Below are 24,710 nucleotides of genomic sequence, written 5' to 3'. Positions count from 1 at the left end.
CTGAACCGAGAGGGAGTACCCCCCTATGACCGTCTCGCATCCGACCGCTCGCCGGGTCGCGGCCGCCACGCTGGCAGGCGTCGCGACCCTCGGCTCGCTCACCCTGGGCGGCGTCGCCGCGCAGGCCGATCCCGGGCCGTGGGGCCTGGCGCCGACCGACAACGGCCCCTGGGGCCAGGCCGAGATCCTCGGCGCGGCCTCGGCCGACGTCATCGACGGCGAGTACATCGTCGTCATGGACGACGCCGCCGCCTACCGCGAGGCCGACGCGATCGCCGGCGACGCGGGCGCCGCCGTCCTGGACGACTTCGACGAGGTCGAAGCGGTCCTCGTGCAGGCCACCGAGTCCGAGGCGCTCGAACTGTCCGCGGCCGAGGGCGTCGCGTTCGTCGAGCCGAACGCGGTCGTGCAGATCGCCGACGTCCAGCCGAACGCCACCTGGGGCCTCGACCGCATCGACCAGACCGACCTGCCGCTCGACGGGGACTACGAGTACCTCGGCGACGGCTCGGGCGTTCACGCGTACATCGTGGACACCGGCATCAACGCCTCGCACAACGAGTTCACCGGCCGGGTCGGCAACGGCTACGACTTCATCCAGAACGACTCGACCCCGCAGGACGGCAACGGCCACGGCACCCACGTCGCCGGCACCGTCGGCGGCACCACCTACGGCGTCGCCAAGGAGGTGACGCTGCACGGCGTCCGCGTCCTCGACAACGCCGGGTCGGGCACCACCGCCGGCGTCATCAACGGGATCAACTGGGTCGCCGCCAACGCGGTCGCCCCCGCCGTGGCGAACATGAGCCTCGGCGGCGGCTACTCGGCCTCGCTCAACAACGCGGTCGAGGCCGCGGTGGACGCCGGCGTCACCTTCGCCGTCGCCGCCGGGAACGAGGACCAGAACGCCTGCAACGTCTCCCCCGCCTCGGCGCCGTCCGCGATCACCGTGGCCGCCAGCGACAACACCGACACCCGGGCTTACTTCTCCAACTTCGGGTCCTGTGTGGACGTGTTCGCGCCCGGCGTGGGCATCACCTCGGCCTGGTACAGCTCGAACTCGGCGACCAACACCATCTCCGGCACCTCGATGGCCTCCCCGCACGTCGCGGGCGCCGCGGCGGTCTACCTCGGGCTCAACCCGGGCGCGAGCACCGACGAGGTCGCCGCGTGGATCACCGGCAACGCCTCCGAAGGCCGCATCTCTGACGTCCAGGGCAGCCCGAACCTGCTGCTGTACACCGGAGAGGGCGACGGCGGGCCCGGCGAGCCGAGCGACTGCACCGCCACCAAGTCGACGGCCGCCGCCATCGCCGACCGCGCCACCGTCAACTCGACCCTGGCCGTCTCCTGCGACGGCGCGGCGCGCTCGGCGAGCACCGTGTCCGTCAACATCACCCACACCTACCGCGGCGACCTCGCCATCTACCTGATCGCACCGGACGGCTCCAGCTACCAGCTCAAGGCCTCCTCCGCCAGCGACTCGGCCGACAACGTCATCGCCACCTACACGGTGAACCTGTCGAGCGAGAGCGCAACGGGCACTTGGACGCTCCGCGTGTCCGACGCCTACGCCGGCGACACCGGGACGCTCAACAGCTGGTCGCTGTCGCTCTGACGGCCCTCCGCACAACTGAATAGCGGGTGACTGCGGGCGGGCCTCCCGTCGACCGCAGCAACGGTGGTCGCGACCTGGAGCCGTCGCGCCGAGCCGGCCGTGCTCCGGCCAGGGCCCGTCCCGGTCCCCGCGCCCCGAGGAGAACGCCGCCGGTCCCGCCAGGGGCCGGCGGCGGACGTTGAAGTGAAATACCTTGTCGTGCAACGAGACCCATGACGCTCAGCGCGACGGGGAAGGCCCCGGAAGGCCGACCCGACGGGCCGAGGCCCGCGCACCGCGCGACGCCTCGGCCCCTTCGTCTGTTTTGGACCTTTAGCATGATTTGCTCATTCACTGATATCTTCGGACGATACAAGGCCTTTACACGATTTGTTCTAAGGCTTAGGCTCCTACGCAGGGCCCGTCGGCCCGGCCGGGCCCCGCCCGGGCGGGCGGCGCGTCCCGGTCTGGAGGCCGGGCCGCACCGGGCCGGGCGCCCCAGCCCGCCCCCGCCGGACCCGACCCGTGCCGCTCGATCTCGAACCGAGCGGCCTGGGAAGGTCCGCCGCCGAACCCCCTCGGCAGCGGACCCGGGCCCGCCCCCCAGGCCGCCGCACGCGGCGCCACCGGGTCCGAAACCACCACCCTCCCCGGGTCGGCGGGCGGCCCAAGCACCGCACTCCCCCTGGGGCACAACAGAAGGAGTGCCATCTTGTCAACGGCAGGAACGAAACGGCGGCTGCGCGCCGCCGCAGCGGCGGGCATCGCCGTCGCGGCGGCCGGAGGCTCGCTCATCGCGGCCACCGCGTTCGCCTCGGCGGACGAGACCACCGGCGCCCAGGCCGAGATCCTCGGCGCGGACTCCCCGAACGCCATCGACGGCTCCTACATCGTCGTCCTCGAAGACCGGGCCCCAGGGCTCTCCGCGCTCGCCGAGGACCTCGGCGTGGACGTCGACATCGAGGACACCCTCGACCTCCTCGACGGCTACGTCGCCGAGATGACCGAGGCCGAGGCGCTCGAACTCGCCGCCGACGACTCGGTGGCCTATGTGGAGCAGGACCGGACCGCGCACGTCAACCAGGTCCAGACCGACCCGCCCTCATGGGGTCTCGACCGCGTCGACCAGGACGCGCTCCCGCTCGACGCCTCGTACGAGTACGAGTGGACCGGCGCCGGCGTCGACGCGTTCATCCTCGACACCGGCCTGAACACCGAGCACCAGGAGTTCACCGGCCGAATCGGCGAGGGCTACGACTTCATCGACGACGACGCCGACCCCGCCGACTGCCACGGCCACGGCACCCACGTCGCCGGGACCGTCGGCGGCACCACGTACGGCCTCGCCAAGGACGTCACCATCCGCGCCGTCCGCGTCCTCGACTGCGGCGGTTCGGGGTCGTACTCGGCCATCATCGGCGGCATCGACTGGGTCGCGGCGAACGCCGACGGCCCCGCGGTCGCCAACATGAGCCTCGGCGGGACCTTCAGCCAGGCCCTCAACGACGCGATCGCCGCCGCCGTCGAGTCCGGCGTGACCTTCGCGATCGCCGCGGGCAACGAGGGCCAGGACGCGTGCAACGTCTCCCCCGGCTCCGAGCCGAGCGCGATCACCGTGGGCGCCACCGACCAGACCGACACCCAGACGTCCTGGTCGAACTACGGCGAATGCGTCGACATCCTCGCGCCCGGCGCGGCCATCACCTCGGCGTGGATCGACGCGGTCGACGCCGAGAACACCATCTCCGGCACCTCGATGGCGACCCCGCACGTCGCCGGCGTCGCGGCGCTCTACCTCGAATCGAACCCCGAGGCGACCCCTGAAGAGGTCGCCGCGGCCCTGACCGAGGGGGCCGTGGCCGACGCGGTCTCCGGCACCAACGGCAGCCCGAACCTGCTGCTCAACACCGGATTCCTCGGCCTGTAGACCACCTGGGATGAGGAGCGGGGCCGGCGCGAGGGCGCCGGCCCCGTCCGCGTCCCCGAAAAAAGTGCTCACGAGGGTGTCGATCCGGGCGGTCCCGTTCGTCGGTGGGGTGAAAGATCGACAACGAGGAGGAACCATGAAGTACATGATGCTGGTCTGCGTGGACCCGAACGCCGACTTCACCGACGTCGAGTCCGTCGAGCCGTGGGTCGAGGAGAACGACGGGCGCGGCACCCGCGTGACGGGCCACGAGCTCCGCCCGATCGCCGAGGCCGTCACCGTCCGCGTTCGCGGCGGCGAACTGCTCGTCTCCGACGGCCCTTTCGCCGAGACCAAGGAGATCATCGCGGGTTTCGACATCCTCGAATGCGAGAGCGCCGACGAGGCCGTGGCCATCGCCGCGAAGCACCCGATCGCCAAGAAGGGCGCGGTCGAACTGCGCCGCTTCGCCGACCACGAGTTCAGCGCGTAGCCGTGAAGTACGCGATGCTCGTCTGCGTCCCGGTCGAGGAAACCGGCGACGACGCCGACTTCGGCCCTTACCTCGCCGCAGCCCGGGGGCACGTCACCGGCACCACCAGGCTCCGGCCCGCCTCGGAGGCGACCACGGTCCGCGCCGAAGGCGGCGAGGTGCTGCTCAGCGACGGGCCGTACGCCGAGACGCGGGAGGTGATCGCCGGGGTCGACCTCGTCGAAGCGCCCGACCTCGACGCGGCCATAGCGCTCGCCTCGCTCCACCCCGCCGTACTCGGCGGCGGCGCGATCGAGATCAGGCCGGTGTGGAAGTAGACGTCGAGGCGGCCGTGGCCGCCGCGTTCCGCGACGAGCGCGCCCAGGTCGTGGCGACCCTCATCCGGCTCACCGGGGACTGGGACCTCGCCGAGGAGTGCGCGCAGGACGCCTTCGCCGCAGCGCTGGAGACCTGGCGCCGCGACGGCGTCCCGCGCCGCCCCGGCGCCTGGCTCACCATGGTCGCCCGCAACAGGGCCCTCGACCGCCTCCGCCGCGAGGCGGTCGGGGCCGCCAAACTCCAGGAGGTGATCGTCATGCGCCGCAGCGAAGGAGCGCCCGAACCCGACTTCGCCGACGACAGCGGGATCGAAGACGACAGGCTCCGGCTCGTCTTCACCTGCTGCCACCCCGCGCTCGCCTTGGAAGCGCGCGTGGCGCTGACGCTCCGCACGCTCGCGGGACTGACCACAGGGGAGATCGCGCGCGCGTTCCTCGTCCCGGAGGCGACGATGGCCCAGCGCATCGTCCGCGCCAAACGCAAGATCCGCAACGCGGGCATCCCGTTCCGCATCCCGCCCGCGCACCTGCTGCCCGAACGCGTCACGGGCGTCCTCGCGGTCGTGTACCTGCTGTTCAACGAGGGCTACAGCGCGACCGAGGGCGCCGACCTCGTGCGGACCGGCCTGTGCGCCGAGGCGATCCGCCTCGGCAGGTCCCTCGCCGACCTCATGCCCGACGAGCCCGAGGCGCTCGGCCTGCTCGCCCTGATGCTGCTGCACGACGCCCGCAGCGCCGGGCGCACGGAGGACGGCGAGCTGGTCACGATGGAGCACCAGGACCGGACCCGTTGGGACGCAGCGCAGATCGAGGAGGCCGAAGCACTTGTCGAACGGGCGCTCCGCAGGGGCAGGCCCGGGCCGTACCAGATCCAGGCCGCCATAGCGGCCTGCCACGCGACCGCGTCGACCTGGGACGACACCGACTGGCCTCAGATCGCCGCCCTCTACGGCGAACTCGCCCGCGTCGCGCCCTCACCGGTGGTCGAACTCAACCGGGCCGTCGCGATCGGCATGGCGGAAGGCCCGGCGGCCGGTCTCGCCCGCCTCGCCGAAACCGAAGGCGCGCTGAAGGACTCGCACCTCCTGCACGCCACCAGGGCGGAATTCCTCCGCAGCCTCGGCCGCGAGGCCGAGGCCGACGCGGCCTTCGCGCAGGCCCTCGCACTGGTCGCCAACGACCAGGAACGCCGCCACCTCGAACGGCGCCGAACCAACCGCTCGATGTAGCGCGGCGGGACCGGAGTCCACCGCAGGAGGTACCCGGAGCCGCGGACCCGACTACCCCAGGGGCACGACAAGACCACTTGCGCCGCAATAGTTTCAACGGCATGAGAATGATCCCTTCGGTCGTCATCGGCGGCGCGGCGCTCACGGCGGCCGCCTTCACCCTCTCCGACCTCGTCAACCGCGAGATGGACCCGGTCGCCGAGACCGTCAGTCGCTTCGTCAACACCGGCCACGGCTGGCTGGTCACCCTCGGCCTGTGGGCGTTCGCGGCCGCCGCAGCCGCGACGTTCCTCGCCGTCCGCGACCGCGCCGCGCGTATCCTCATGGGCGCCTTCGCCATCGGCATCCTCCTCGCCGCGGTCCTCCCCGCCGACCCGCCCGGCCACTGGGCGAACCCCTCGACCTCCGAGCAGATCCACGGCCTCGCCGCCTGGATCGGCCTCATCTGCTTCAACATCGCCGCCGTGCGCCTGAGCCGCCGCTCGCCCACGCTCCGCGCCGTCGCGATCATCGCGGCGGTCTGCATGGGCCTCTTCATGGTCTGCACCTTCGACGCGATGCTCTTCCGCGAGCTCCCGAACCTCATCGGGCTCACCGAACGCCTCGCCATCGCCGCCGACCTCCTCTGGCTCTGCCTCGCCGCCCGCACCCTCGCCAAGACCGCGCCCGCCGCTTGAGGGTGTGGCAGAGTGCCCCGCATGATCGAACTCGTCCTCTGGCACGAGCCGGTGGTCCCTCCGCCCGCCGAAGCCGAGCAGCGTTATCAGCGCATCCGAGCCGACAAGGCGCCCTTGCCATTGCGCGAACTCGACCAGCGCTTCCAGGACTTCATCACCGCCATCCGCGAACACCCGATCCCGGTCCGCTTCGAACCGGTCGACCACTTCGACGGCGAACCCCGCTACTCCCGCCACGGCCTCCTCGTCACCTTCGCCGACGAGAACGTCAAACGCGTCCACCCCGAGGTCGGCTCCGCCGCGATCCGCCTCCGCATGCACCTCTACGACCGCCGCCGAGGATCGCTCCGAGGCGTCGGCACCGACCCCGACCTGACCGTCCGCTGAACCGCTGCGCTATCCGGACTGCCCTCGCGCGCAACGGATAGCGCTGTGCACGAGCCGTTCCTAGCCTGATCGCAGGGGATCTGGTCGAACGCGCTCGGACGCAGGCGCGCCTTCCCGGTCGCCTCCTATCGGAGCCGAACAGGGAAGGCCGCCTGCATGAACGTCGAACCCCTCACTCAGGTCTGGTCGCTCGTCATGGGCGGCGTGCGCATCTACAAGGTGCTCGTCAGCGAGGACTTCCTCGACGTGCTCACGGACATCAGCGTCGACGCCGCCCGCGAAGCGCTCGAGAACGCCCGCGACTCCACGGGCCACACATCGACGCACATCGGCTTCGCGATCGGCCACCTCCAAGTCACGCGCGCAGCGCTCCGCCGCCAGCTCAAACTCACCGACGGCCAGATGTGCTGGAACCCGCACGACTTCCTCGACCCGATGGAGCGCTACTGGGCCGCCACCTACCTGCTCGCCATGTGCCATGTCGCCATCGGCGACAAGGGCATCGCGCGCAAGTACATCCAGGAGACCTGGGACTTCGAGACCAAGCTCGAAGCCCGCTTCCGCGGCGCGGTCGACACGGGCTTCGGCGACCTCCGCGCGTTCTTCAACCCCCGGTTCTGGCAGGCCTCGTACCGCAAGGGCCACACCGTCTTCGTCGACGACTACACGATCAACCGCCAGGACCCCGCCGCCGCCCTCAAAGCCCTCAAGCTCAAGCGGCTCCTCTCCGCCTCGGAGGTCAAGGCCTGGCTCGCGACCCTCCCCGGCCGCGCCCTCCAACTCTCCCTGCCGTGGCGCCGGAACCGGGACGAGGCTTGACGCCGCCGCCTTCTACCGAACCGACGTGTGGCAGATTGCGGAGAACCCTTGGAGGTCCCATGTTCGAACTCGTCCTCTGGCACGAGCCGATGGTCCCTCCACCCGCCGAAGCCGAAGCCCGCTATCAACGCATCCGCACCGACAAGGCGCCCTTGCCGTTGCGCGAACTCGATCAGCGCTTCCAGGACTTCATCACCGCGATCCGCACCCGCCCGATCCCGGTCCGCATCGAACCCGTCGACCATCACGACAGCGAACCCCGCTACTCCCGCCACGGCCTCCTCATCACCTTCGCCGACGAGCACCTCAAGCGCGTCTACCCCCAGATCACCGCCGCCGCTGACAGACCTCGCATGCACATCTACGACCGCCAGGACGGCTTCGTCATGGGCACCAACACCGACCCGGACATAGTCCTCCACTGACCAGCCACCCACAAAACCCCGGAAAAGCGCTACTGAAGACCCCGGAAAACTCCTACTGGATCATCCGGAAAAGCGCGAATACGCTGGTGAGTCGGGTAAGCGGACCTCGATCCCGCGTTGGCGAGTTTCCCCGAGGCGATCCTCATCGATGAATGGCAGCTCGTCCCCGAGGTTCTCGGCAGAGGGGCATGCGGCCGCCAGCGCGGAACCCTCTGATCTCGGACTCGCCGAGTATCTCGATCTGGCGCTCGGCGGCGGGTTCCCGGAGCCGCTGTCGTATCCACCGGGACTCGCTCGAGACGATTGGTTCGCCGGATACATCAATCAACTCGTGACCCGTGACGCGCAAGGGCTCGACGGGCACCGCGATCCGGTGAAGCTGCGCCGGCTCTTCACCGTCCTCGCACTCACCAGTGCGGGAATCGTCGCAGACAAAACCCTGTTCGAGAAGGCCGATGTCAACCGAGGGACCGCTGCCGCCTACCAACAGCTCCTGGAGGCGCTGTTCATCCTCTATCGGGTTCCGGCCTGGAGTACGAACCGGCTCAAGCGGCTCGCCAAGGCGCCAAAGCGGTATCTCACCGATCCGGCCTTGCTGGCTTCTGCCGCGGGCCTCGACCGGGTTGGGATCATGCGTGACCCCGACCTCCTCGGGCGCATGATCGACACGTTCGTCGCGGCGCAGTTGCGCGGCGAGGCGGCAGCTTGCCGAACCCGGCCGAGCTTCTTCCATCTGCGCCAGGAGGACGGCACCCGGGACGTCGACCTCGTCATCGAACTCGCGGATCAACGAGTGATCGCAGTGGAGATCAAGGCGGACGCCGCTCCGCCTCGCAAGGCCGCCAAGCATCTGTTGTGGATGCGCGACGCCCTCGGCGACCAGTTCGCGCACGGGCTGCTCCTGCACACCGGGCCCCTGGCGACCCGGTTGGAGGACCGGATCACCGCGGCGCCGATCAGCGCCGTGTGGAGGTGAGGCCGCGTCCAGGACGGAGGCGGGCCGCGGTCAGCAGTTGGAGGTTTCGGCGAATTCGGTGGCGGTGCCGGTGGTGGAGCCGTCTTCTGATCCACACAAGGGACGGGTCCGAATTTGGCACGCATGTGGCGCCCATCACGCCACATGACCTTGCAACGTAACGAAACCACAACGCTTTGTTGCCCGTTTGCCGAGCGGGTCCCTCCCCCTAAAGGAGACCCATTGTTCGACATGCATCCATATAGCGGTCCGTGGTTCGCCACCGGCGCGGCATCGCTCGCACCGGATCGCGCCGAGGAGCCGGGCGGTCCCGGCTCACGCGCTCCCCGCCTCGGCGAAGAACTCCGTGACCGCGGGCACCCAGTCGTCGGCGACCAGCGTGGAGGTGTCGTTCCACCAGACCTGCCCGCTGCCTGCGCATGCGGTGCCGGCACCGGAGCCGCAACCGTCGCCGCCCCACCATCCGATGAGGAGCAGGAGCGTCACCACCGCCGGGGCCCGCCACTTCGCGCCCTTGGCCGCCGGGAGCTTCTCGGCGGTGAACCTCCTGAGCCCGGCGTCGCAGCCGACGCCGGCGTCGGCGGCCCGGTCGCCCAGCCCGTACCAGGGCCGCCGCCCGAGCTTGACCAGGCAGGTCGCGAGGAGGGCGTCGAGGGCCAGGGCGGCCATCCCTATCAGGCCGACCACCCCCATCCCGACGCCGTACACGACCGGCCCCGACTTCGGAACGACGCGGCGGACGAGGAATCGGGCCGTCGCGAAGACGAGAAGCCAGGCGATCGGCAGCCACAGCAGGGCCGCCGCCGGCAGCCACGTGCTGGAGACTGCGGTCTCGTGGACCCATCCGATGAACGCGTCCAAGCGGATCCACTCGACGACCGTCCGGACCCAGTTCAGCGGGTTCAGGAACGACATGTTCACCCCTCTCCGTCGCCCTGCGGCAGTTCACGAAGCGTCCTGCCCCGGGTGATCCTGCGCCGCTCGCCGGGCTCAGGCTTCTCGACCGCGGGGCCCAACATGGTCCGCTGGTGCTCCAGGTACAGGTCGAACACCGCCTGCTGGTCGCCGCGGCCCCCGAGCCCTTCGCGCATCATCTGGAGGAGGTTGTCGAGTTCCCGCTGGGCCTTCTCGTCGTCCTTCGCCCAGGCCCGCTCGAGCACCTGGGCGACCTGGGGCTCCGCCGTGGCGAGAGCCGCGAGGATGCGTGCCCTGTCCTTGGACTTGAGCACCTCCTCCCAATACTCCAGTTCCACGTTCGCAGCCCTGATGCGGACCGATCCCGTGGCCATCCGCTTCATCTCAGCGTCGATCTCGGCAGGGTGGTCGAGGCTGACCGACACTCCGGAGATCTCGACGCACCTCCGCACCATCCGCAGGCCGTCCTGCACCTTCCAACGCAGATCACGCTCGGCCCTGTCCGGCGCCTCCGGCGAGTGGAGCTCGGTGGCGGACTCCATGAGCTCGGTCAGGAAGTCACGGCATTCGGCGGCGATGTCGTTCATGTTCTCGCCGACCGCCGCCACCGGATCCGTCACGGCCCAGGAGTAGCGGACGGTCGCCCGAAACCGCAGCGACGGCTCCTCGGACCGAAGCCCGCACGAGAACGATTCGCGATTGCCGCCGAGGTGCACGTACCAGTACGCCTCCGGGCGGTTCCTCCACCACTGCCCGGTCGACAGGGCGTGGTCGGGCGACGTGAGGCTCCCGCCGCGGACCTGGTAGACGATCCGGGTGTTGTCCTTGGGCTGCGGGCTCCGCTGGAACAGCCGCCGGGGGAGGTCCTCGCCCCGCTGAATCGGATTGGACATCGTTACCTGCTTTCGCATCGGTGACATCGGTCAGGACTCGGCGTCGATCTGCAGCCCGTCCAGAAGGTTCCGCCGGTAGTACTCGACGTTCCTGCCCCCGCCCGGGGACTCGGCGGCTTCGGCGAGCAGCTCGTCGATCTCGCGCGCGAGCATGGGGTGCTGCTCCGCGTCGGACGCCCAGCCCTTGAGCATCCGCTCGAACTCCGGCAGCAGCGCCGAGTCCGCGGCCGCGCTCGCGATGAGCGCGGCGGTCAGGTCCCTGATGCGGCCGGTGGCCTCCTGGTCCCATCCGCCCGCCTGCTCCCTGTCGAAGGTGCCGTCGAAGCTCGAGAGCACCAGCAGCAGCGGCCATCTGACCCGCTCGCCGTTGAACGAGAGGGTCAGACGGATCCGGCCGCACTCGACGAACCCCGCGATCCCGGCGAACCCGTTCCAGGCCGTCGACTCCTCGGACCACTCGCACAGCATGTCGAGCAGGACGATGCGGCGCCGCGTGTCGGCCAGCGCGAACAGTTCGGCGATGCTGGAGCCGATCGCCTTGGCGAGAGGACGATCGGCGCCTTCGGCGAGCCTGTCGAGCAGGTCGTCGGGGCCCGCGGGCATGAGCGGTCCGATGCCGGCGCCCAGTGCGCGCGCGGCGGTCCTGCGCAGCGGACCGAGCTTCTTGCGCGACCAGTCCCCGACGAGCCGCGTCACGGCGTGGAGGGTTCTGGCCTCTCTGGCGAGCACCGCCAGCGCGATCACCGCCAGTTCGCGGTCGTACGGGCGAGGGCTGCGGGCCCAGGGCCCGATGAACTCGGTCTGGATCCTGCGGAAGTCAAACTTCCCGAGGTGGCCGACGACTTCGGCGGCGCACACCGCGACGGCGACTTCGCGGTCCACGGTGAGTTCGCGCAGCCACGGGAGGATCTCGTTCTCGAACCCGTACTCGTAGACGAGGTCGAGGACGTGCCGTCGGTAGCGGTCGTCCTGGAACGATATGACCTCGTCCTCGTTCTGGAGGCGGCCGTTCCTGCGCTCGGTCGTGAGCTTCGCCCGAACGGTCTTCAGCACCTGGGTGCGGCGAACCCGCCTGGGCTCGTTCCGTTCGCGGCCCTCCGCGGGGAGGTCGCCGGCGAGGATCCGCTCCAGAGCGCCCGCGACCCGGCTGACGGTGCCGTACGGGAGCCCTTCGAGCACGGCGACGGTGAGGGCGAGTGCGGTCACGGACGGTGTCCCGTGGTTGGCGATCCCGTCGAACCAGTTGTCGGTGTCGCTTTCCGAGCGTTCCGCGAAGCGCTCCAGTGCCTCCTCGACGCCTCCGCCGGCCTGGACCCCTTCCGCCAGGTCGTGGGCGAGGCCCACCAGGAGGTGCGCGTCGAAGCCGTCGCCGACCGGGGCGGCCGCGAACCAGGCGGCCAGGGTGTCGGCGGAGAGGAGCTCCCGCGCCGATTCCTCAGAGCCGAGGCGTTCGGCGAGGTGGCTCTCGACGAGTCGGCGCGGGTCCGGGTGCGCGGCGAGGTCGGCGACGAAGCGCTCCATCCGGTGGTCGGGCCTCAGGCTCGACTCGTCGACGACGACCACGGCCCGCGCTTCGAGCTGCTTGAGCTTGGCGGACAGCCGCTCGGCCTGGCCCGATGCGAGTTCACGGAGCTGTTCGGGGCCTAGGTTCTCGACGATCAGACCGCTGCCGCGTTCGAGTTCGTCCAGACGCAGTGCCGACAGCCGTCCGTCGACCTCGCTGATCTGCTGGATCCGCTCGTGGTCGTCGCAGAGGAGGCGTACGGCGGTGACGGTGCCGCCCCATCCTCGGCGCGCGCGCAGGATCAGCAGTCGGTGTTCGTCGAGTCGCGATTGGAGGTCGAAGTAGCAGACCGGCGGCAGGTAGGTGTGCTTGACCGCCTCGATTCGGGCGCCGGGGATCTCGAAGCCCAAGGCGATGCTCTGCGCACCCGCGCCCGAGGTGACCGCGCCGTTCCCGATGGTGCTGTTGAGGAAGTCCCGTCCGAGGATGACCTGGAGCGAGCCTCCCGCGCTCGCGGAGAGTCGCCGGCCGACCTCTTCGAGGATGAATTCCTTGAGCGGTTCCAGGTCGCGCTCGTCCTCGGTCGGATCAGCCTGCGTCCCTTCGGGTTCACTCTCGTTCTCGGCGTGGTTCCCCGGTCGCTTCCCGCCGGGTTCGGGCACGTCGCCTTGCTCGATCGGGTCGTCGTCGGTGCGGTCAGTCATCGTCGCCGTCCCTCTCGCCGCGGTTCACATCGGTGCCGACGGGCCCGTTCGCGATGATCGTCCTCTCGAAGTCCCGGCCGATGACGATCTGCGATCGCGCCGCCGGCGCCGGTCCGACCCGTCGATGCAAGGGCTCAACCCATTCCTCGACGCGGGAGACGATCGCGGCGAGATCGGTCTTGAAGTACCGGTGGTGAAAGGGAAGGTCCATCTTGTCGCGGAGCGCTCGGATGTCTTCGGGCAGATCGAGTTTCTTGAGCTTGGCGTTCTTGATCATGATCGGCACGATGTTGAGTCCGGCGGTCTGGAGCGCGGTGCGAACCTCTCGGCGCACGTAGTCTTCGGGGTCGTCGATGCGCCTGCGGGGGAGGTCGGCGCCGCCGGAGAGCCAATCGGGCCCGATGACGACGAGCATGACCTTCGCGCCGAGAAGGGCGGGCCACACCTTCTTCTCGAAGTCGTCCCCGGCGCGGGTCGAGGCGGTGTCGAGAAAGATCTTGCGCTCCCCGAAATGCGTGGACATCCGCTCCCAGATCAAGGGCGCGGAATGGTAGGAGTCGTCGGTCCTGTAACTCAAGAAGATTTCAGACACGGTTCCCAACCTGCGACTGGAGTCGAATCAATGAGAAGGAATCCTTCAGGTTCGAACGGCCTCCGTGGGCCGTCGAACCTCGTGGATCACCTGCCGCGCGATGCTTCCATGCGCTCGGTCACGGGAGTGACGGGTGGTCCGGGAGTCGCCGCTGAAAAGCGCCCGACAAACCCCGCCTAGACGTTTGCGGCGCATGGGCTTGACCTCCTCAGCGCCTCGGTGTGAGGCTCGGTCGGACCGTATCGAGGGTGTCTCTCACTTAATTCTCAACCCCTGGAGATGTTGCGTGCCCGACCTCTCTCAAGAGCTTTACTGCCGGCAGACAAGTCAGTACCTGCGCGAGCTGCTGCGTTCCGAGCCCTACTGCGAACGATGGCGGCAGTTCGAGCAGCAACGCCAACGCGAAGTCCATCAGGGAGCCGTGGCCCGGGTGATCGCCGCCCACATCGAGGCGACCGAGGGGCCCGAGGTCACCTTTGGACTCACGCAGCGCGTCTCCCGGGTCCTCAACGCGAACCGTCCCATGTTCACCGCCAAGACCCTGGAGCTCTTCATAGCGGCGTTCGGGATGAGCCCGCCCCACGCCGACAAGCTACGGCGGCTGTTCACCGGGAGGGACCTGCCGAACGTGGTGCTCGGCCGACTGCCCCTGACCGCCGCTCGCCGCGACTACTCGACGGTGGTACTCCATGAGCTCCACCACCTCGGCGCCGACGGGCTGCCCGAGCATCACCGGACGTACAAGGAGGTCATGTCGCTGAAGGACGGACTCGCGTCCATCAGGTACAGCTTCGATACGAACGAACTCGAAGTCGAGCGGATCCACGGCGGACGGCCGGGACCGACCTACCACCAGAGCGGCACCATATGGGCGGTGGACGTCGAACTGCCCCGCACACTCGATGCGGGACAGGTGCATTCAGTCGAGTTCGTCACGAGGTTCAAGTACGGCGGCGACGTCGACCCGTGCTTTCGACGGGTCGTCCTCGATCGGGTCGAGAACCTCTCGATCAGAGTCGAGTTCCATCCCGAACGGATCCCCGCCGAGGTCTTCTGGACCGAGTGGCGAGACTATGAGCCACCGCACGACCAGGCGCTGTACCGCCGCCCGGTGACGCTCGACGACGACAACGCGGCCTACCACCGACTGGACGCCGCAGAACGCGCCGTCGTCGGTTTCGAGTGGCGATTCGAAGCGACATGACGAAGGGGCCGGCGCGCAGCGCCGGCCCCCGTCGGGTTCGATTCGGCTACATGTCGCGGTAGCGCTTCGCGGCGTCCAGGTGCTCCTTGAGGAGGGACGCGGTGACCTGGCGGCCCGCGCCGCGGTCGGTGAAGCCGGTGGGCTTCTTGGCGAAGTAGACGGAGTAGGCGGGGGTGTCGCGTTGGAAGCGCCAGCCCTCGGCGAGGGGGCCGGCGTCGTGGGCGTCGTAGCCGATGGCGTCGAGGAAGGCGGTGACGGTCTTCTTGGCGGTGTCGTCGTCGCCGGTGATCGCGAGAGCCGAGCGCTCGGGGTCGCCGGTGGGGCGCGCGAGGGCGGGGATGTGCTCGGAGTAGATGTTGTTGAAGGCCTTGACGACGTGGGACTCCGGCAGGTGCGCCTGGAGCAGTTCGCTGACGGTGGTGGCCTCGGAGTCGAGTTCGGGGATCTGCTCGTCGCGCTGCGGGTAGTAGTTGTCGGTGTCGATGACGACCTTGCCGCGCAGCTCCTCGACCGGGACGGTCCGGTAGGCGTGCAGCGGCACGGTCACGACCACGAGGTCGCCCGCGGCGGCGGCCTCGGCGGGCGTCGCCGCGCGGGCCTTCGGGCCCAGGTCCGCGACCAGCTCGGCGAGCGAGTCGGGCCCGCGGCGGTTGCTGAGGACCACGTCATATCCCGCGGCCACTGCCAGGCGCGCGATGGCGCCGCCGATGTTGCCGCTTCCGATCAATCCGATTGTGCTCATGACAGTTAACAACTGCCCGGTTTGAGGGGAAATTCCCGGTGGTGATCAGGGCCATGCGGTGGGAGTTCGCGGTCAGGCGGTGAGCTTGCCGTAGGCGCTCGCGACGTCCGCCGCCTCGACGGTGGTCATCTCGGCGACCGTGGGCGTCCCGGTGTCGCCGTACTCGCTGAGCAGGCGCAGGTCGCGCTGGGCGGTGGCCTTCGCGCAGAGGTCGCGGGCGAAGCGGCCGTTGCCGAGGGCGTCGATGTCACCCGACCGGACCGCCATGCCGAAACTGAAGCGGAGGGAGCGCTCGGCCTCGCCGGAGAGGCGCTCGCCCGCGGCGGTGAGGATCGCGGTGGCGATCGCGGCCAGCTCGTCGTCCGAATAGGACGGAAAGTCGACCACAGTGGAGAAACGCGAGCGCAGGCCGGGGTTGGTGGCGAGGAGTTCGCGGATCTCGTCGGTGTAGCCGGCGAGGACGATGACGAGTTCGTCGCGGCGGTTCTCTGCGGCCGTGAGGATCTCCTGCAACGCCTCGTCGCCGAACGCGTCGCCGCCGCCGGTGTAGCCCTGGTTCGCGAGGGAGTACGCCTCGTCGATGAACAGGACGCCGCCGGTCGCCTCGTCGATCTTCTTGCGGGTCTTGATCGCGGTGTGCCCCAGGTAGCCGCCCACGAGATCGCCGCGCTGGGCCTCCACGACCCGCCCGTGCTCCAGCAGGCCCAGGCCCGCGAGCATCCCGCCCATGATGCGCGCCACCGTGGTCTTGCCGGTGCCGGGCGGCCCGGTGAACACGAAGTGGTGCGGGCGGGTCTCGGACGGCAGGCCGCGCGCCTCCTTGAGCGCCGCCATCCGGTACTGGGCCTTGAGGGTGTTGACCTGCTCCTTGACCGGCCCGAGCCCGATCATGGCGTCGAGCTGCCGGGCGGCGTCGTCGAGCATCGCCGAGCGGTCCGTGTCCTTCGGCTCGTCGCCGCCGAAGAGCGGCTTGCGCTCCGAGGGCGCGTCCTCGGACCTGGCCTTCTCGGCGAACCGCTCGTTGCCGGGGGCGAGGCGGTAGGCGCGCTGGAAGGACCGCGCGGCCTCCTCCTTCCTGCCGATCCCGGCGAGCGCGGCGCCCTGGACGAACGCCACGTGGGCCTCGTAGTCGGGTTCGCGGATCGCGGACGGCAGGAACTCGGTCACGTCGAGCGCCTCGTAGAACGTCCCGAGTTCGACCAGGGACGCGGCGAGGTAGAACTGGGCCTCGTCGCGGAGCACCGCGAGGTCGACGCCGGGGGCGGTGTTGAGCACGCCCTGCCAGTCGCCGCGGTCGAATGCCCAACGGGCGCGCAGGAAGTCGATCCTGTCGTCCTCGCCCTTGGCCGCGTCGAGGGCGTCGGCGGCGCGGTCGAACTCCTCGGCGTCGAGAAGGCCCGCGATGTAGGCGAGCCAGGCGTCGAAGGCGTCGCTGAGTTTGAGTTCGACGAACTTGCCGATGGCGTAAGAGGATTCGAGCTTCAGGCCGGTGTAGTTGCGGTGCCGGCCGACGGCGTCGCGGTGTTCGAGCATCTTGCGGACCGCGAGGTCGCGCTCGTTGCCGCAGGCGTGGATGCCGAGCCAGGCGTCCGCCGCGGCGGGGTCGTACTCGGTGACGTGCTCGAAGCAGTCCGAGGCGCGGACGAGGTCGCCCCGCCCGAGGAGGTCGACGCCGCGGGAGAAGGTGTCGTACGCCGATTCCGCCGCAGTTGAGAAGGGCATGTCCGCTCCGGGTCCAAGGGGTGCAAGCCGAGGCCGTCGCTCGGCGCGCTCCAGGGTATGCAACCGTGGCGAGTCGGGCGGCGGGAGGGAGGCTCCCGCCGCGCCCGAACGTCGTGAATGGAAACTCGCGGCCGAGTCGTCAAGCGGCCCATTCGGGGTCGCGGCCGAGGTAGCGCAGGAGGGCGGCGACCTCGTCGTCGACAGGGCGCGGTTCGAGGGCCGGAGCGTAGGCGCCGTAGGCGCGCAGCGGCTCCACGATCCGCTCGGCGACGGGGAGCAGCTCGCCTGCGGCCCAGGCGGTGAGGGGCTGGTCCTGGCCGGTGGCGCGGGCGATGTCCCAGGCGTGGACGGCCGCGTCGAGGGCGCAGGCGCCGACGCCGGTGGCGGCGTCGAGGAGGTTCGGGGGCACCGGGACGGCAACCTCGGCGGCGTCCGGGGCGACGGTGCCCCAGGCTTCGGCGGCGGCCCGGATCGCGGCCTCGGCGTGCTCGGACGGGTCGGCGGTGAGGTTCCCGGAGGGGGCGAAGGGGTTCTCGTCGGGGCCGTCGCCGCCGGTGATGGCGGCGGCGAAGCCGAGCTGGTCGCCGGCGGCGTGCTGGAGGACCTGGGTGACGGTCCAGTGCTCGCAGGGGGTGGCGAGGCCCCACTGGTCGGCGCCGACGCCCGCGACGGCCTTGCGCAGCGCGTCGTGGGCTTCGTTCAGGAGCTGCCATTCGGTGGTCATGTCGTCCCCTTCGGGTTCGCCGGCCGCCGGAGTCCCGGTGGCCTGATGACTCCAGTATAACAGAAGGGAACGTTCCATTCCATTAGACTCGGGGTTCGATTGGACCCGCTGTCGTAGGGTTCGGGGATGGAGCACACCCTCACGAACGACGCGCAGCGGCCGCTGCCGATCCGCGGCTACGACAACCGGAACCGCCGCTTCGCGCACCTCACCGCGGCCGGGCTCACCGAGCGCGTCGAGGCGCTCGGCTACGACGATGCCGAGTTCATCGTCGTCGAGCGCATCCCCTACATGCCGCACGACACGATCCAGGCCGCGCGCTCCGACGACGTCGAGCCGCTGACCGTCTCCTACCGCATCGGCGACGAGACCTGGATGGAGGCCGAGGTCCCCGCCGACCGCGCCCCCGCGCTGTTCCTCGCCTGGGCGCGGAACGAGCCCGGCTGGCAGGGCGACCTGCCCTGGGAGGCGGCGGAATGGTGGGAGCAGACCGACCCGCCCGAGACCGAGCCGGAGACGGCCGCGTGGGCTGCGGACAGGGCCGCGCGATACATCGCCGAGGGCTACCTCGACTTCGACGCCATGGTCGAGAACATGCACGAGATGTCCGAGCACGACCCGCAGCTGTCCACGGTGCAGGCTCGCGCGATCCTCTCGCCGCTGTGGCGCGAGCGGGTCGCCGAGCAGGCCGGCTGGGGCGAGACGGACTGCGACCTGCTGACCGACGCGTTCGCCCGGCTCGACGACGACGGCGTCATCGCCCGCGAGAACTTCGCGTGCTGCCAGAACTGCGGCACCTCGGAGATCTGGGGCCACGCCGAGGAGCGCCACCGCGGGTACGTGTTCTTCCACATGCAGGACACCGAGCGCGCCCCCGACGGGAGCCTCTACCTCTCGTACGGCTCGCGGTCGAACACGGACGAGTCCGTCGCCGCGATCGGCGCCGAAGTCGTGAAGACCCTCGGGGAGCACGGGCTGCGCACCGAGTGGGACGGCAGCAACAAGTCCCGCATCGTCGTCACCGACCTGGACTGGCGCAGGCGCCTCCAATAGCCGGGAGGATCGAGGCGACCTACGCCGTCACGCGGTCGAGGATGATCGGGCCCCTCGCCGCGGACTCGGCGCCGATCTTCCAGCTTCCGGCGAGGCTCTCCTTGGCGGCGGCGAAGCGCTCGGGCGTGTCGGTGTGGAGGCGGAAGACGGGTTCGCCCGCGCGGACCGGTTCGCCCACGGTCTTGAGGATCTCGACGCCCGCGCCCGCCTGGACCGGCTGGCCCTGGCGCTCGCGGCCGGCGCCGAGGCGCCAGGCGGCCACGCCCCCCGCGTAGGCGTCCATTTCGGAGACGAAGCCGTCGGTCTCGGCGGCGATCTCGTCGAACTCGCGCGCGATCGGCAGCGGCGCGTCGACCTGGCCGCCCTGGGCGGCGATCATCCGGCGCCAGGCGTCCATCGCGCGGCCGTCCTTGAGGGCCGCGGCCGGGTCGGCCTCGGGCAGGCCCGCCGCAGCGAGCATCTCCTTGGCGAGGGCCACGGTCAGCTCGACCACGTCCGAAGGGCCGCCGCCCGCGAGGACCTCGACGGACTCGCGCACTTCGAGGGCGTTCCCGGCGGTGCGGCCCAAGGGGATCGACATGTCGGTGAGGAGCGCCCGGGTGTCCACGCCGTGGTCGGCGCCGAGGCGGACCATCGTCTCGGCGAGCTCGCGCGCCTGGGCGAACTCCTTCATGAACGCGCCCGAGCCGACCTTGACGTCGAGCACGATCGCGTCGGCGCCCTCGGCGATCTTCTTGCACATGATCGAGGAGGCGATGAGCGGAATCGACTCCACTGTGGAGGTGATGTCGCGCAGCGCGTACAGCTTCTTGTCGGCGGGCGCGAGGTCCCCGGTGGCCGCGCAGATGACCGCGCCGATCTCCTTGAGCTGCTCGATGACCGCGCCCTCGGTCATGTCGACCTGGAAGCCCGGGATCGCCTCCAGCTTGTCGAGCGTGCCGCCGGTGTGCCCGAGCCCGCGGCCCGACAGCTGCGGGACCGCGACGTCGAAGACCGCCACGAGCGGCGCCAGCGGCAGCGTGATCTTGTCCCCCACGCCGCCGGTGGAGTGCTTGTCCACGCAGGGCTTGCCGACCGCGGCGAGGTCGAGCGTGATGCCCGAGCGGATCATCGCGGCCGTCCAGTCGGCGATCTCGCGCGGCAGCGCGCCGTTGAGGAAGATCGCCATCGCCAGGGCGGACATCTGCTCGTCGGCGACGGCGCCGTTGGTGTAGGCGTCGATGACCCAGTCGATCTGGGCGGTCGAGAGCTCGCCGCCGTCCCTTTTGGTGCGGATGACGTCGACAGCGGTGATCATTGGTGTTCCCTCACTAGACGGTGTGCGGCGCCCCGGCCCGGCGGATCGCGCCGAGTCGGAGCGGTTCAGTCCTGGGCCAGGTGCGACGGCCCGAACGCGCCGGGGAGCAGGGCGCCCACGGTGGTCGGTTCGGGCCGGTCGTCCACGAGGCAGTCGGGGCCGCCGTGCTCGAACAGGAGCTGGCGGCAGCGGCCGCAGGGGGTGAGGGGTTCGCCCGCGCCGTCGACGCAGGCGATGGCGACGAGGCGTCCGCCGCCGGTGGCGGCGAGCTGGGAGACCATGCCGCACTCGGCGCACAGCGTGAGCCCGTAGGAGGCGTTCTCGACATTGCAGCCCGAGACGGTCCGCCCGTCCTCGACCAGCCCGGCCACGCCCACGGGGTACTTCGAGTACGGCACGTACGCGTGCCGCATCGCCTCGCGCGCGACGGCACGCAGCCGCTCCCAGTCGATGTCCATGCGCTACTTGTCCCCCGGGTTGTACGGCACGCCGTCCGCGGCCGGCGCCTTGGCCTTGCCGATGAGGCCCGCCACGACCACGAGCGTGACCGCGTACGGGAGCATCTGGAGGAACTCGCCGGGCACGGAGGACCCTGCGGCGGAGAGGTCGCGGGCGATCTGCGTCGTGAAGCCGAAGATGAGGGCCCCGGCGAGGACGCCGAGCGGGTTCCAGCGGCCCACGATCATGACGGCGAGCGCCACGAAGCCGAGCCCGGCGGTCATGTTCTTGTTGAACGCCAGGGAGTTCCCGAGGGTGAACCAGGCGCCGCCGAAACCGGCGAGGAGGCCCGCGGCCACCACGTTCCAGTAGCGGAGGCGGTTGACGTTGACGCCCATCGAGTCCGCGGCGGCCGGGTGCTCGCCGACCGCGCGGGTGCGCAGGCCCCAGCGGGTGCGGTAGAGCAGGAACCAGACGACGGCGACCATGACGAGGCCGACGTACACGAAGATCTTCTGCTGGAACAGGACCGGCCCGAGCACCGGGATGTCCGCGAGGGGGCCCCATGTGATGGTCGGGACGGAGAAGGCGGTGTTGAAGCCGTCGGCCTTCTTCAGCTGGTCGTACATGAAGCTGGTGAAGCCCAGGGCGAGCAGGTTGAGGATGACGCCGACGACGACCTGGTTGACCTGGTACTTGGTCGCCAGGAGCGCGAGCAGCATCGTGGAGAGCGAGCCGGCGATCATGGCGCCGAGCATCCCGGCGTAGACGCTGCCGGTGATGTTGGCGACGAGGACGCCGGTGAAGGCGCCCATGAGGAACTGGCCCTCGATGCCGATGTTGATGACGCCGGAGCGCTCGCAGACGACGCCCGAGAGCGCGCCGAAGATGTACGGCATCGACAGGAACAGGGCCCCGGCGAGGATCGACTCGGCCCGGAAGACCGTGCCCTCCTCGGAGTAGGCCCAGAACAGCAGCGCGAGGACGGTGGCGGCGACAGCGGCCGCACCGGCGATCTTGTACCGGCGCTGCGGCAGGCCGACGATCATCCAGGCGCCGAGCGCGGCGGCGGCGAGGCCGAGGATGAGGACCACTGTGGAGGTGGGTGCGGCCCAGCTCGCGTCGGAGAGCGTCTTGTCGATCTCGACGGTGGTCGTCAGGCCGCCGAGCTTGGTGAGCGCGAGCAGGACCAGCAGGCCGCCGAGGACGATGTAGACGATCCCGGCCTTGGGGTGGCGGGAGAGGGCCCGGTCGTCGACGAGCGCCGGGGCGGCGACGGTGTCCACTGCCATGGGGCTCACCAGCCTTTCGCTTCGAGGGCGACCAGGCCGCCGCGCGGAGTGCGCAGGTGGAGGATCGCCTTGACCAGGGCGGGCGCGGCGATGAAGAGCACGATCGTCGCCTGGAGCAGTGTCGAGATGTCGACCGGGACGTCCGGCTGGGCCGAGAGCGAACCGGCCTTCAAGGCGCCGAACAGGAGCGCCGCGGCGACGATGCCGCCGGGGTTGGCGCGGCCCAGGAGGGCCACGGTGATGCCGGAGAAGCCGTAGTCGGCGGCGGTGCCGTCGTTGATGCCGCCGGAGGAGACGCCGAGCGCGAGGGCCGCGCCGCCGAGTCCGGCGAGGGCGCCCGCGGCTGCCATCGTCGTCGTGTAGGTCGAGCCGATGCGCATGCCCGCGGTGGAGGCCGCGTGCTCGTTGAAGCCGACCGCGCGGATGCGGAACCCGAAGGTGGACTTCGACAGCAGCCACCACACCAGGACGGCGACGGCGAACCCGATCAGGAGCGCGAGGTTGACGCGCAGCGACGGGTTGAGCGAGGACAGGAGCGTCGGCAGGATCGCCGAGTCGTCCACGGGCTTGGAGACGAGGTCGGTCTTCGTCTCGGAGTGGAGGAACGTCGTGCCCAGCGCCCACACCAGGAACAGCGCGGCGATGTTGTTGAGCATGATCGAGGAGATGACCTCGTGCGCGCCCGTCGTGGCCTTGAGGACGCCGGGGACGGCGCCGAGCAGGCCGCCCGCCGCCGCGCCGGCGATGATCGCCAGCGGCAGGTGCAGCCAGATCGGCAGGTCGAGGCTGAAGCCGATGATGAGCGCGCCCATCATGCCGAAGATGAGCTGGCCCTGGGCGCCGATGTTGAACAGGCCCGCGCGGAACGCCAGGCCGACGGCGAGGCCGGTGAAGATGAGCGGCGTCGCGTAGGTGAGGGTCTCCGAGAGCGGCCGCAGGACGTTGCCGAACTCGGCGTCCCCGGCCTGGAAGGCCGCGAGGGTGTTGAAGTTGAGGATGGCGCCTTCGAAGAGCGCCAGGTAGGAGTCGCGCACGAGGGTCCAGGAGGCCGTGAGGGCGTCCTGGGGCCGGGCGAAGAAGTACGTGTACGTCGAGCGCACGTGCTCGTCGGAGACGATGAGGAGGATCGCTCCGATGAGGAAGGCCAGCACCAGGGAGTAGATGGTGACCATGACCGAGTTCGCCTCGGTCAGGTAGCGGCCGAAGGTCGTGACGAAGCCGGGCTTCGCCTCGGCGGTCTCGGCCGGTTCGGGCTGCTCGGGGGCAGGGGCCTGGGTCTCCGTGCTCAACGGTCACCTCCATTGGCGGGCTCGTCGGCGCCGTCCGCGCCGTCAACGTCATCGGCGGCGGGCTCGGGGCTGTCTTGGGGGGCGGCGTCGAGGTCGGCGCCGACCATGAGGCGGCCGATGACCTCGCGGGGCGTGCCGGGGTCGACCTCGCCGACGATGCGGCCGTTGTAGATCACGGCGATGCGGTCGGCGAGCGCGTAGATCTCGTCGAGTTCGGAGGAGATGAGGAGGACGCCGGTCCCGGTGTCGCGCTCGGCGACGAGGCGGGAGTGGATGAACTGGGTGGCGCCGACGTCGACGCCGCGGGTCGGCTGCGCCGCGACGAGGAACCGGCGGGGCCGGGAGAGCTCGCGGGCGATGATGACCTTCTGCTGGTTGCCGCCGGACAGGGAGGAGGCGGACTCCTCGGGCGACTGGGTGCGGATGTCGAACTCGGCGATGGAGTCGACGGCGCGGCGGCGGACCGCGCCGGCGTTGACGACGCCGCCGCTGCCGTAGGGGCGGTCCCTGTACTGGTTGAGGACGATGTTCTCGGCCACGGAGAATTCGGCGATGAGGCCGTCGCGGCCGCGGTCCTCGGGAATGTAGCCGAGGCCGTCGGCGATGCGCCGGGCCGGGCTGCGGCCCTGGACGTCCTCGCCGTCGATGGCGACGCGGCCCGCTTCGGGGCTGATGAGGCCGAGGACGACGCGGGCGAGTTCGGTCTGGCCGTTGCCTTCGACGCCCGCGAGGCCGACGATCTCCCCGGAGTGGACGGTGAGGTCGAGTCCGTCGAGGACCTTGACGCCCGCGTCGGAGACGACGGTGAGGCCTTCGAGTTCGAGTCGCGGCTCCCCGGCCTGGGCCGGGGCCTTGTCGACCTGGAGCGAGACCTCGCGGCCGACCATGGCCGAGGCCATCTCGGACTCCGAGGCGGTGGGTTCGAGCTCGGCGACGACCTTGCCGCGGCGGATCACCGTGACGGTGTCGGCGACGGCCTGGACCTCTTTGAGCTTGTGGGAGATGAAGAGGATCGAGGTGCCCGATGCGGCGAGGTTGCGCATGATCTGGAGCAGCTCGGTGATCTCGGCGGGCGTGAGCACCGCCGTGGGCTCGTCGAGGATGAGCAGTTCGGTCTTGGGGCCCGAGAGGGCCTTGACGATCTCGACGCGCTGCTGGACGCCCACGGGCAGGTCCTCGCAGATCGCGTCGGGGTCGAGCCGGAGCCCGTACTCCTCGGAGACCCTGCTGACGGCCGAGCGCGCGGCCTGGGCCGAGAGCACCCCCAAGGCGCGGGTGTGCTCGCGGCCCAGCTGCACGTTGTCTGCGACGCTGAAGGGCCCGACGAGTTTGAAGTGCTGGTGCACCATGCCGATCCCGGCGGCGATCGCGTCGCCCGGACCGGTGAAGGAGACCGGCTCCCCGTCGATGAGGATCTCGCCGCTGGTCGGCCGCAGGATCCCGTAGAGCATGTTCATGAGCGTCGACTTGCCCGCGCCGTTCTCGCCGAGCACGGCGTGGATCTGGCCGGGTTCG

24 protein-coding genes are annotated in these 24,710 nt (G+C 70.3%); 12 read left to right on the top strand and 12 right to left on the bottom strand.

Annotated elements, in window-relative coordinates; all coding sequences use genetic code 11:
* Positions 1-25: 25 nt before the first annotated feature.
* From E9998_RS24680 to E9998_RS24635, 10 genes are all read left to right on the top strand, one after another.
* The gene (locus tag E9998_RS24680) at positions 26-1,618 is read left to right on the top strand and encodes a S8 family serine peptidase (RefSeq protein WP_136532410.1); all 1,593 of its coding nucleotides are present in this window, start codon (positions 26-28) and stop codon (positions 1,616-1,618) included.
* A gap of 691 nt (positions 1,619-2,309) precedes the next feature.
* Entirely contained in the window at positions 2,310-3,524 is a 1,215-nt protein-coding gene (locus E9998_RS24675) for a S8 family peptidase (RefSeq protein WP_240037747.1), read from the top strand.
* 136 nt (positions 3,525-3,660) lie between these two features.
* On the top strand, positions 3,661-3,996 hold the full coding sequence (locus E9998_RS24670) for a YciI family protein (protein WP_136532409.1): 336 nt from the start codon (positions 3,661-3,663) through the stop codon (positions 3,994-3,996).
* 2 nt (positions 3,997-3,998) lie between these two features.
* Positions 3,999-4,313 (top strand): YciI family protein, encoded by a 315-nt coding sequence (locus E9998_RS24665; RefSeq protein WP_240037746.1) that lies wholly within the window; start codon positions 3,999-4,001, stop codon positions 4,311-4,313.
* Entirely contained in the window at positions 4,304-5,542 is a 1,239-nt protein-coding gene (locus E9998_RS24660) for an RNA polymerase sigma factor (protein ID WP_136532408.1), read from the top strand. Before E9998_RS24665 ends, E9998_RS24660 begins: the two co-directional genes overlap by 10 nt.
* A 101-nt stretch (positions 5,543-5,643) precedes the next feature.
* Complete coding sequence (locus E9998_RS24655; protein ID WP_136532407.1) at positions 5,644-6,219, top strand: DUF998 domain-containing protein; 576 nt, start codon at positions 5,644-5,646, stop codon at positions 6,217-6,219.
* Positions 6,220-6,240: 21 nt separating this feature from the next.
* Entirely contained in the window at positions 6,241-6,606 is a 366-nt protein-coding gene (locus E9998_RS24650) for a hypothetical protein (protein WP_136532406.1), read from the top strand.
* Between the two features lie 156 nt (positions 6,607-6,762).
* Positions 6,763-7,425 (top strand): hypothetical protein, encoded by a 663-nt coding sequence (locus tag E9998_RS24645; RefSeq protein ID WP_136532405.1) that lies wholly within the window; start codon positions 6,763-6,765, stop codon positions 7,423-7,425.
* A gap of 59 nt (positions 7,426-7,484) precedes the next feature.
* Positions 7,485-7,850 (top strand): hypothetical protein, encoded by a 366-nt coding sequence (locus E9998_RS24640; RefSeq protein WP_136532404.1) that lies wholly within the window; start codon positions 7,485-7,487, stop codon positions 7,848-7,850.
* 148 nt (positions 7,851-7,998) lie between these two features.
* Positions 7,999-8,826 (top strand): ATP-binding protein, encoded by an 828-nt coding sequence (locus tag E9998_RS24635; RefSeq protein ID WP_136532403.1) that lies wholly within the window; start codon positions 7,999-8,001, stop codon positions 8,824-8,826.
* A 315-nt stretch (positions 8,827-9,141) separates the two neighbouring features.
* Here the strand turns inward: E9998_RS24635 and E9998_RS24630 are convergent, their stop codons facing one another.
* From E9998_RS24630 to E9998_RS24615, 4 genes are read right to left on the bottom strand one after another with little or no spacing between them, the layout of a single operon-like run.
* A complete protein-coding gene (locus E9998_RS24630) occupies positions 9,142-9,741 on the bottom strand; it encodes a hypothetical protein (RefSeq protein ID WP_136532402.1) in 600 nt (199 codons plus the stop codon).
* Positions 9,742-9,743: 2 nt separating this feature from the next.
* A complete protein-coding gene (locus tag E9998_RS24625; protein ID WP_136532401.1) occupies positions 9,744-10,634 on the bottom strand; it encodes a hypothetical protein in 891 nt (296 codons plus the stop codon).
* Positions 10,635-10,664: 30 nt separating this feature from the next.
* Positions 10,665-12,842, bottom strand: coding sequence for a hypothetical protein (locus E9998_RS24620; RefSeq protein WP_136532400.1), 2,178 nt, complete (start codon positions 12,840-12,842; stop codon positions 10,665-10,667).
* Positions 12,835-13,419, bottom strand: coding sequence for a TIR domain-containing protein (locus E9998_RS24615; protein WP_158299979.1), 585 nt, complete (start codon positions 13,417-13,419; stop codon positions 12,835-12,837). The genes E9998_RS24620 and E9998_RS24615 overlap by 8 nt, the downstream gene beginning before the upstream one ends.
* A 208-nt stretch (positions 13,420-13,627) precedes the next feature.
* Between E9998_RS24615 and E9998_RS24610 the strand changes: the two genes are divergently transcribed.
* Positions 13,628-14,638 (top strand): hypothetical protein, encoded by a 1,011-nt coding sequence (locus E9998_RS24610; protein WP_136532398.1) that lies wholly within the window; start codon positions 13,628-13,630, stop codon positions 14,636-14,638.
* 46 nt (positions 14,639-14,684) lie between these two features.
* On the opposite strand, the gene E9998_RS24605 is transcribed toward E9998_RS24610, so the two are convergent.
* The 3 genes from E9998_RS24605 to E9998_RS24595 form a co-directional block, all read right to left on the bottom strand.
* Positions 14,685-15,380, bottom strand: coding sequence for an NADPH-dependent F420 reductase (locus E9998_RS24605; RefSeq protein ID WP_136532397.1), 696 nt, complete (start codon positions 15,378-15,380; stop codon positions 14,685-14,687).
* 72 nt (positions 15,381-15,452) lie between these two features.
* Positions 15,453-17,102, bottom strand: coding sequence for an AAA family ATPase (locus tag E9998_RS24600; protein ID WP_136532396.1), 1,650 nt, complete (start codon positions 17,100-17,102; stop codon positions 15,453-15,455).
* A 139-nt stretch (positions 17,103-17,241) separates the two neighbouring features.
* The gene (locus E9998_RS24595) at positions 17,242-17,826 is read right to left on the bottom strand and encodes a TIGR03086 family metal-binding protein (protein WP_136532395.1); all 585 of its coding nucleotides are present in this window, start codon (positions 17,824-17,826) and stop codon (positions 17,242-17,244) included.
* 126 nt (positions 17,827-17,952) lie between these two features.
* Here E9998_RS24595 and E9998_RS24590 point away from each other — a divergent pair, with 126 nt between their 5' ends.
* Positions 17,953-18,879: a DUF6891 domain-containing protein gene (locus E9998_RS24590; protein ID WP_136532394.1), complete on the top strand. Its 927-nt coding sequence runs from the start codon at positions 17,953-17,955 to the stop codon at positions 18,877-18,879.
* 19 nt (positions 18,880-18,898) lie between these two features.
* Here E9998_RS24590 and E9998_RS24585 read toward each other — a convergent pair whose 3' ends face one another.
* The 5 genes from E9998_RS24585 to E9998_RS24565 all read right to left on the bottom strand — a co-directional run.
* Positions 18,899-20,176, bottom strand: coding sequence for a thymidine phosphorylase (locus E9998_RS24585; protein ID WP_192907146.1), 1,278 nt, complete (start codon positions 20,174-20,176; stop codon positions 18,899-18,901).
* Between the two features lie 65 nt (positions 20,177-20,241).
* Complete coding sequence (locus tag E9998_RS24580) at positions 20,242-20,634, bottom strand: cytidine deaminase (protein WP_136532393.1); 393 nt, start codon at positions 20,632-20,634, stop codon at positions 20,242-20,244.
* A gap of 3 nt (positions 20,635-20,637) precedes the next feature.
* Positions 20,638-21,906, bottom strand: coding sequence for an ABC transporter permease (locus E9998_RS24575; protein WP_136532392.1), 1,269 nt, complete (start codon positions 21,904-21,906; stop codon positions 20,638-20,640).
* A 5-nt stretch (positions 21,907-21,911) separates the two neighbouring features.
* Positions 21,912-23,195 (bottom strand): ABC transporter permease, encoded by a 1,284-nt coding sequence (locus E9998_RS24570; RefSeq protein ID WP_136532391.1) that lies wholly within the window; start codon positions 23,193-23,195, stop codon positions 21,912-21,914.
* On the bottom strand, positions 23,192-24,710 hold a 1,519-nt coding region (locus E9998_RS24565), incomplete at its 5' end, for an ABC transporter ATP-binding protein (protein WP_136532390.1). The genes E9998_RS24565 and E9998_RS24570, both read right to left, overlap by 4 nt.

It is taken from the genome of Glycomyces paridis, assembly GCF_004912155.1.
GTDB lineage: Bacteria > Actinomycetota > Actinomycetes > Mycobacteriales > Micromonosporaceae > Glycomyces > Glycomyces paridis.
Note: the sequence above shows the minus strand (reverse complement) of the source record. Positions and strands in the feature narration are given on the sequence as shown.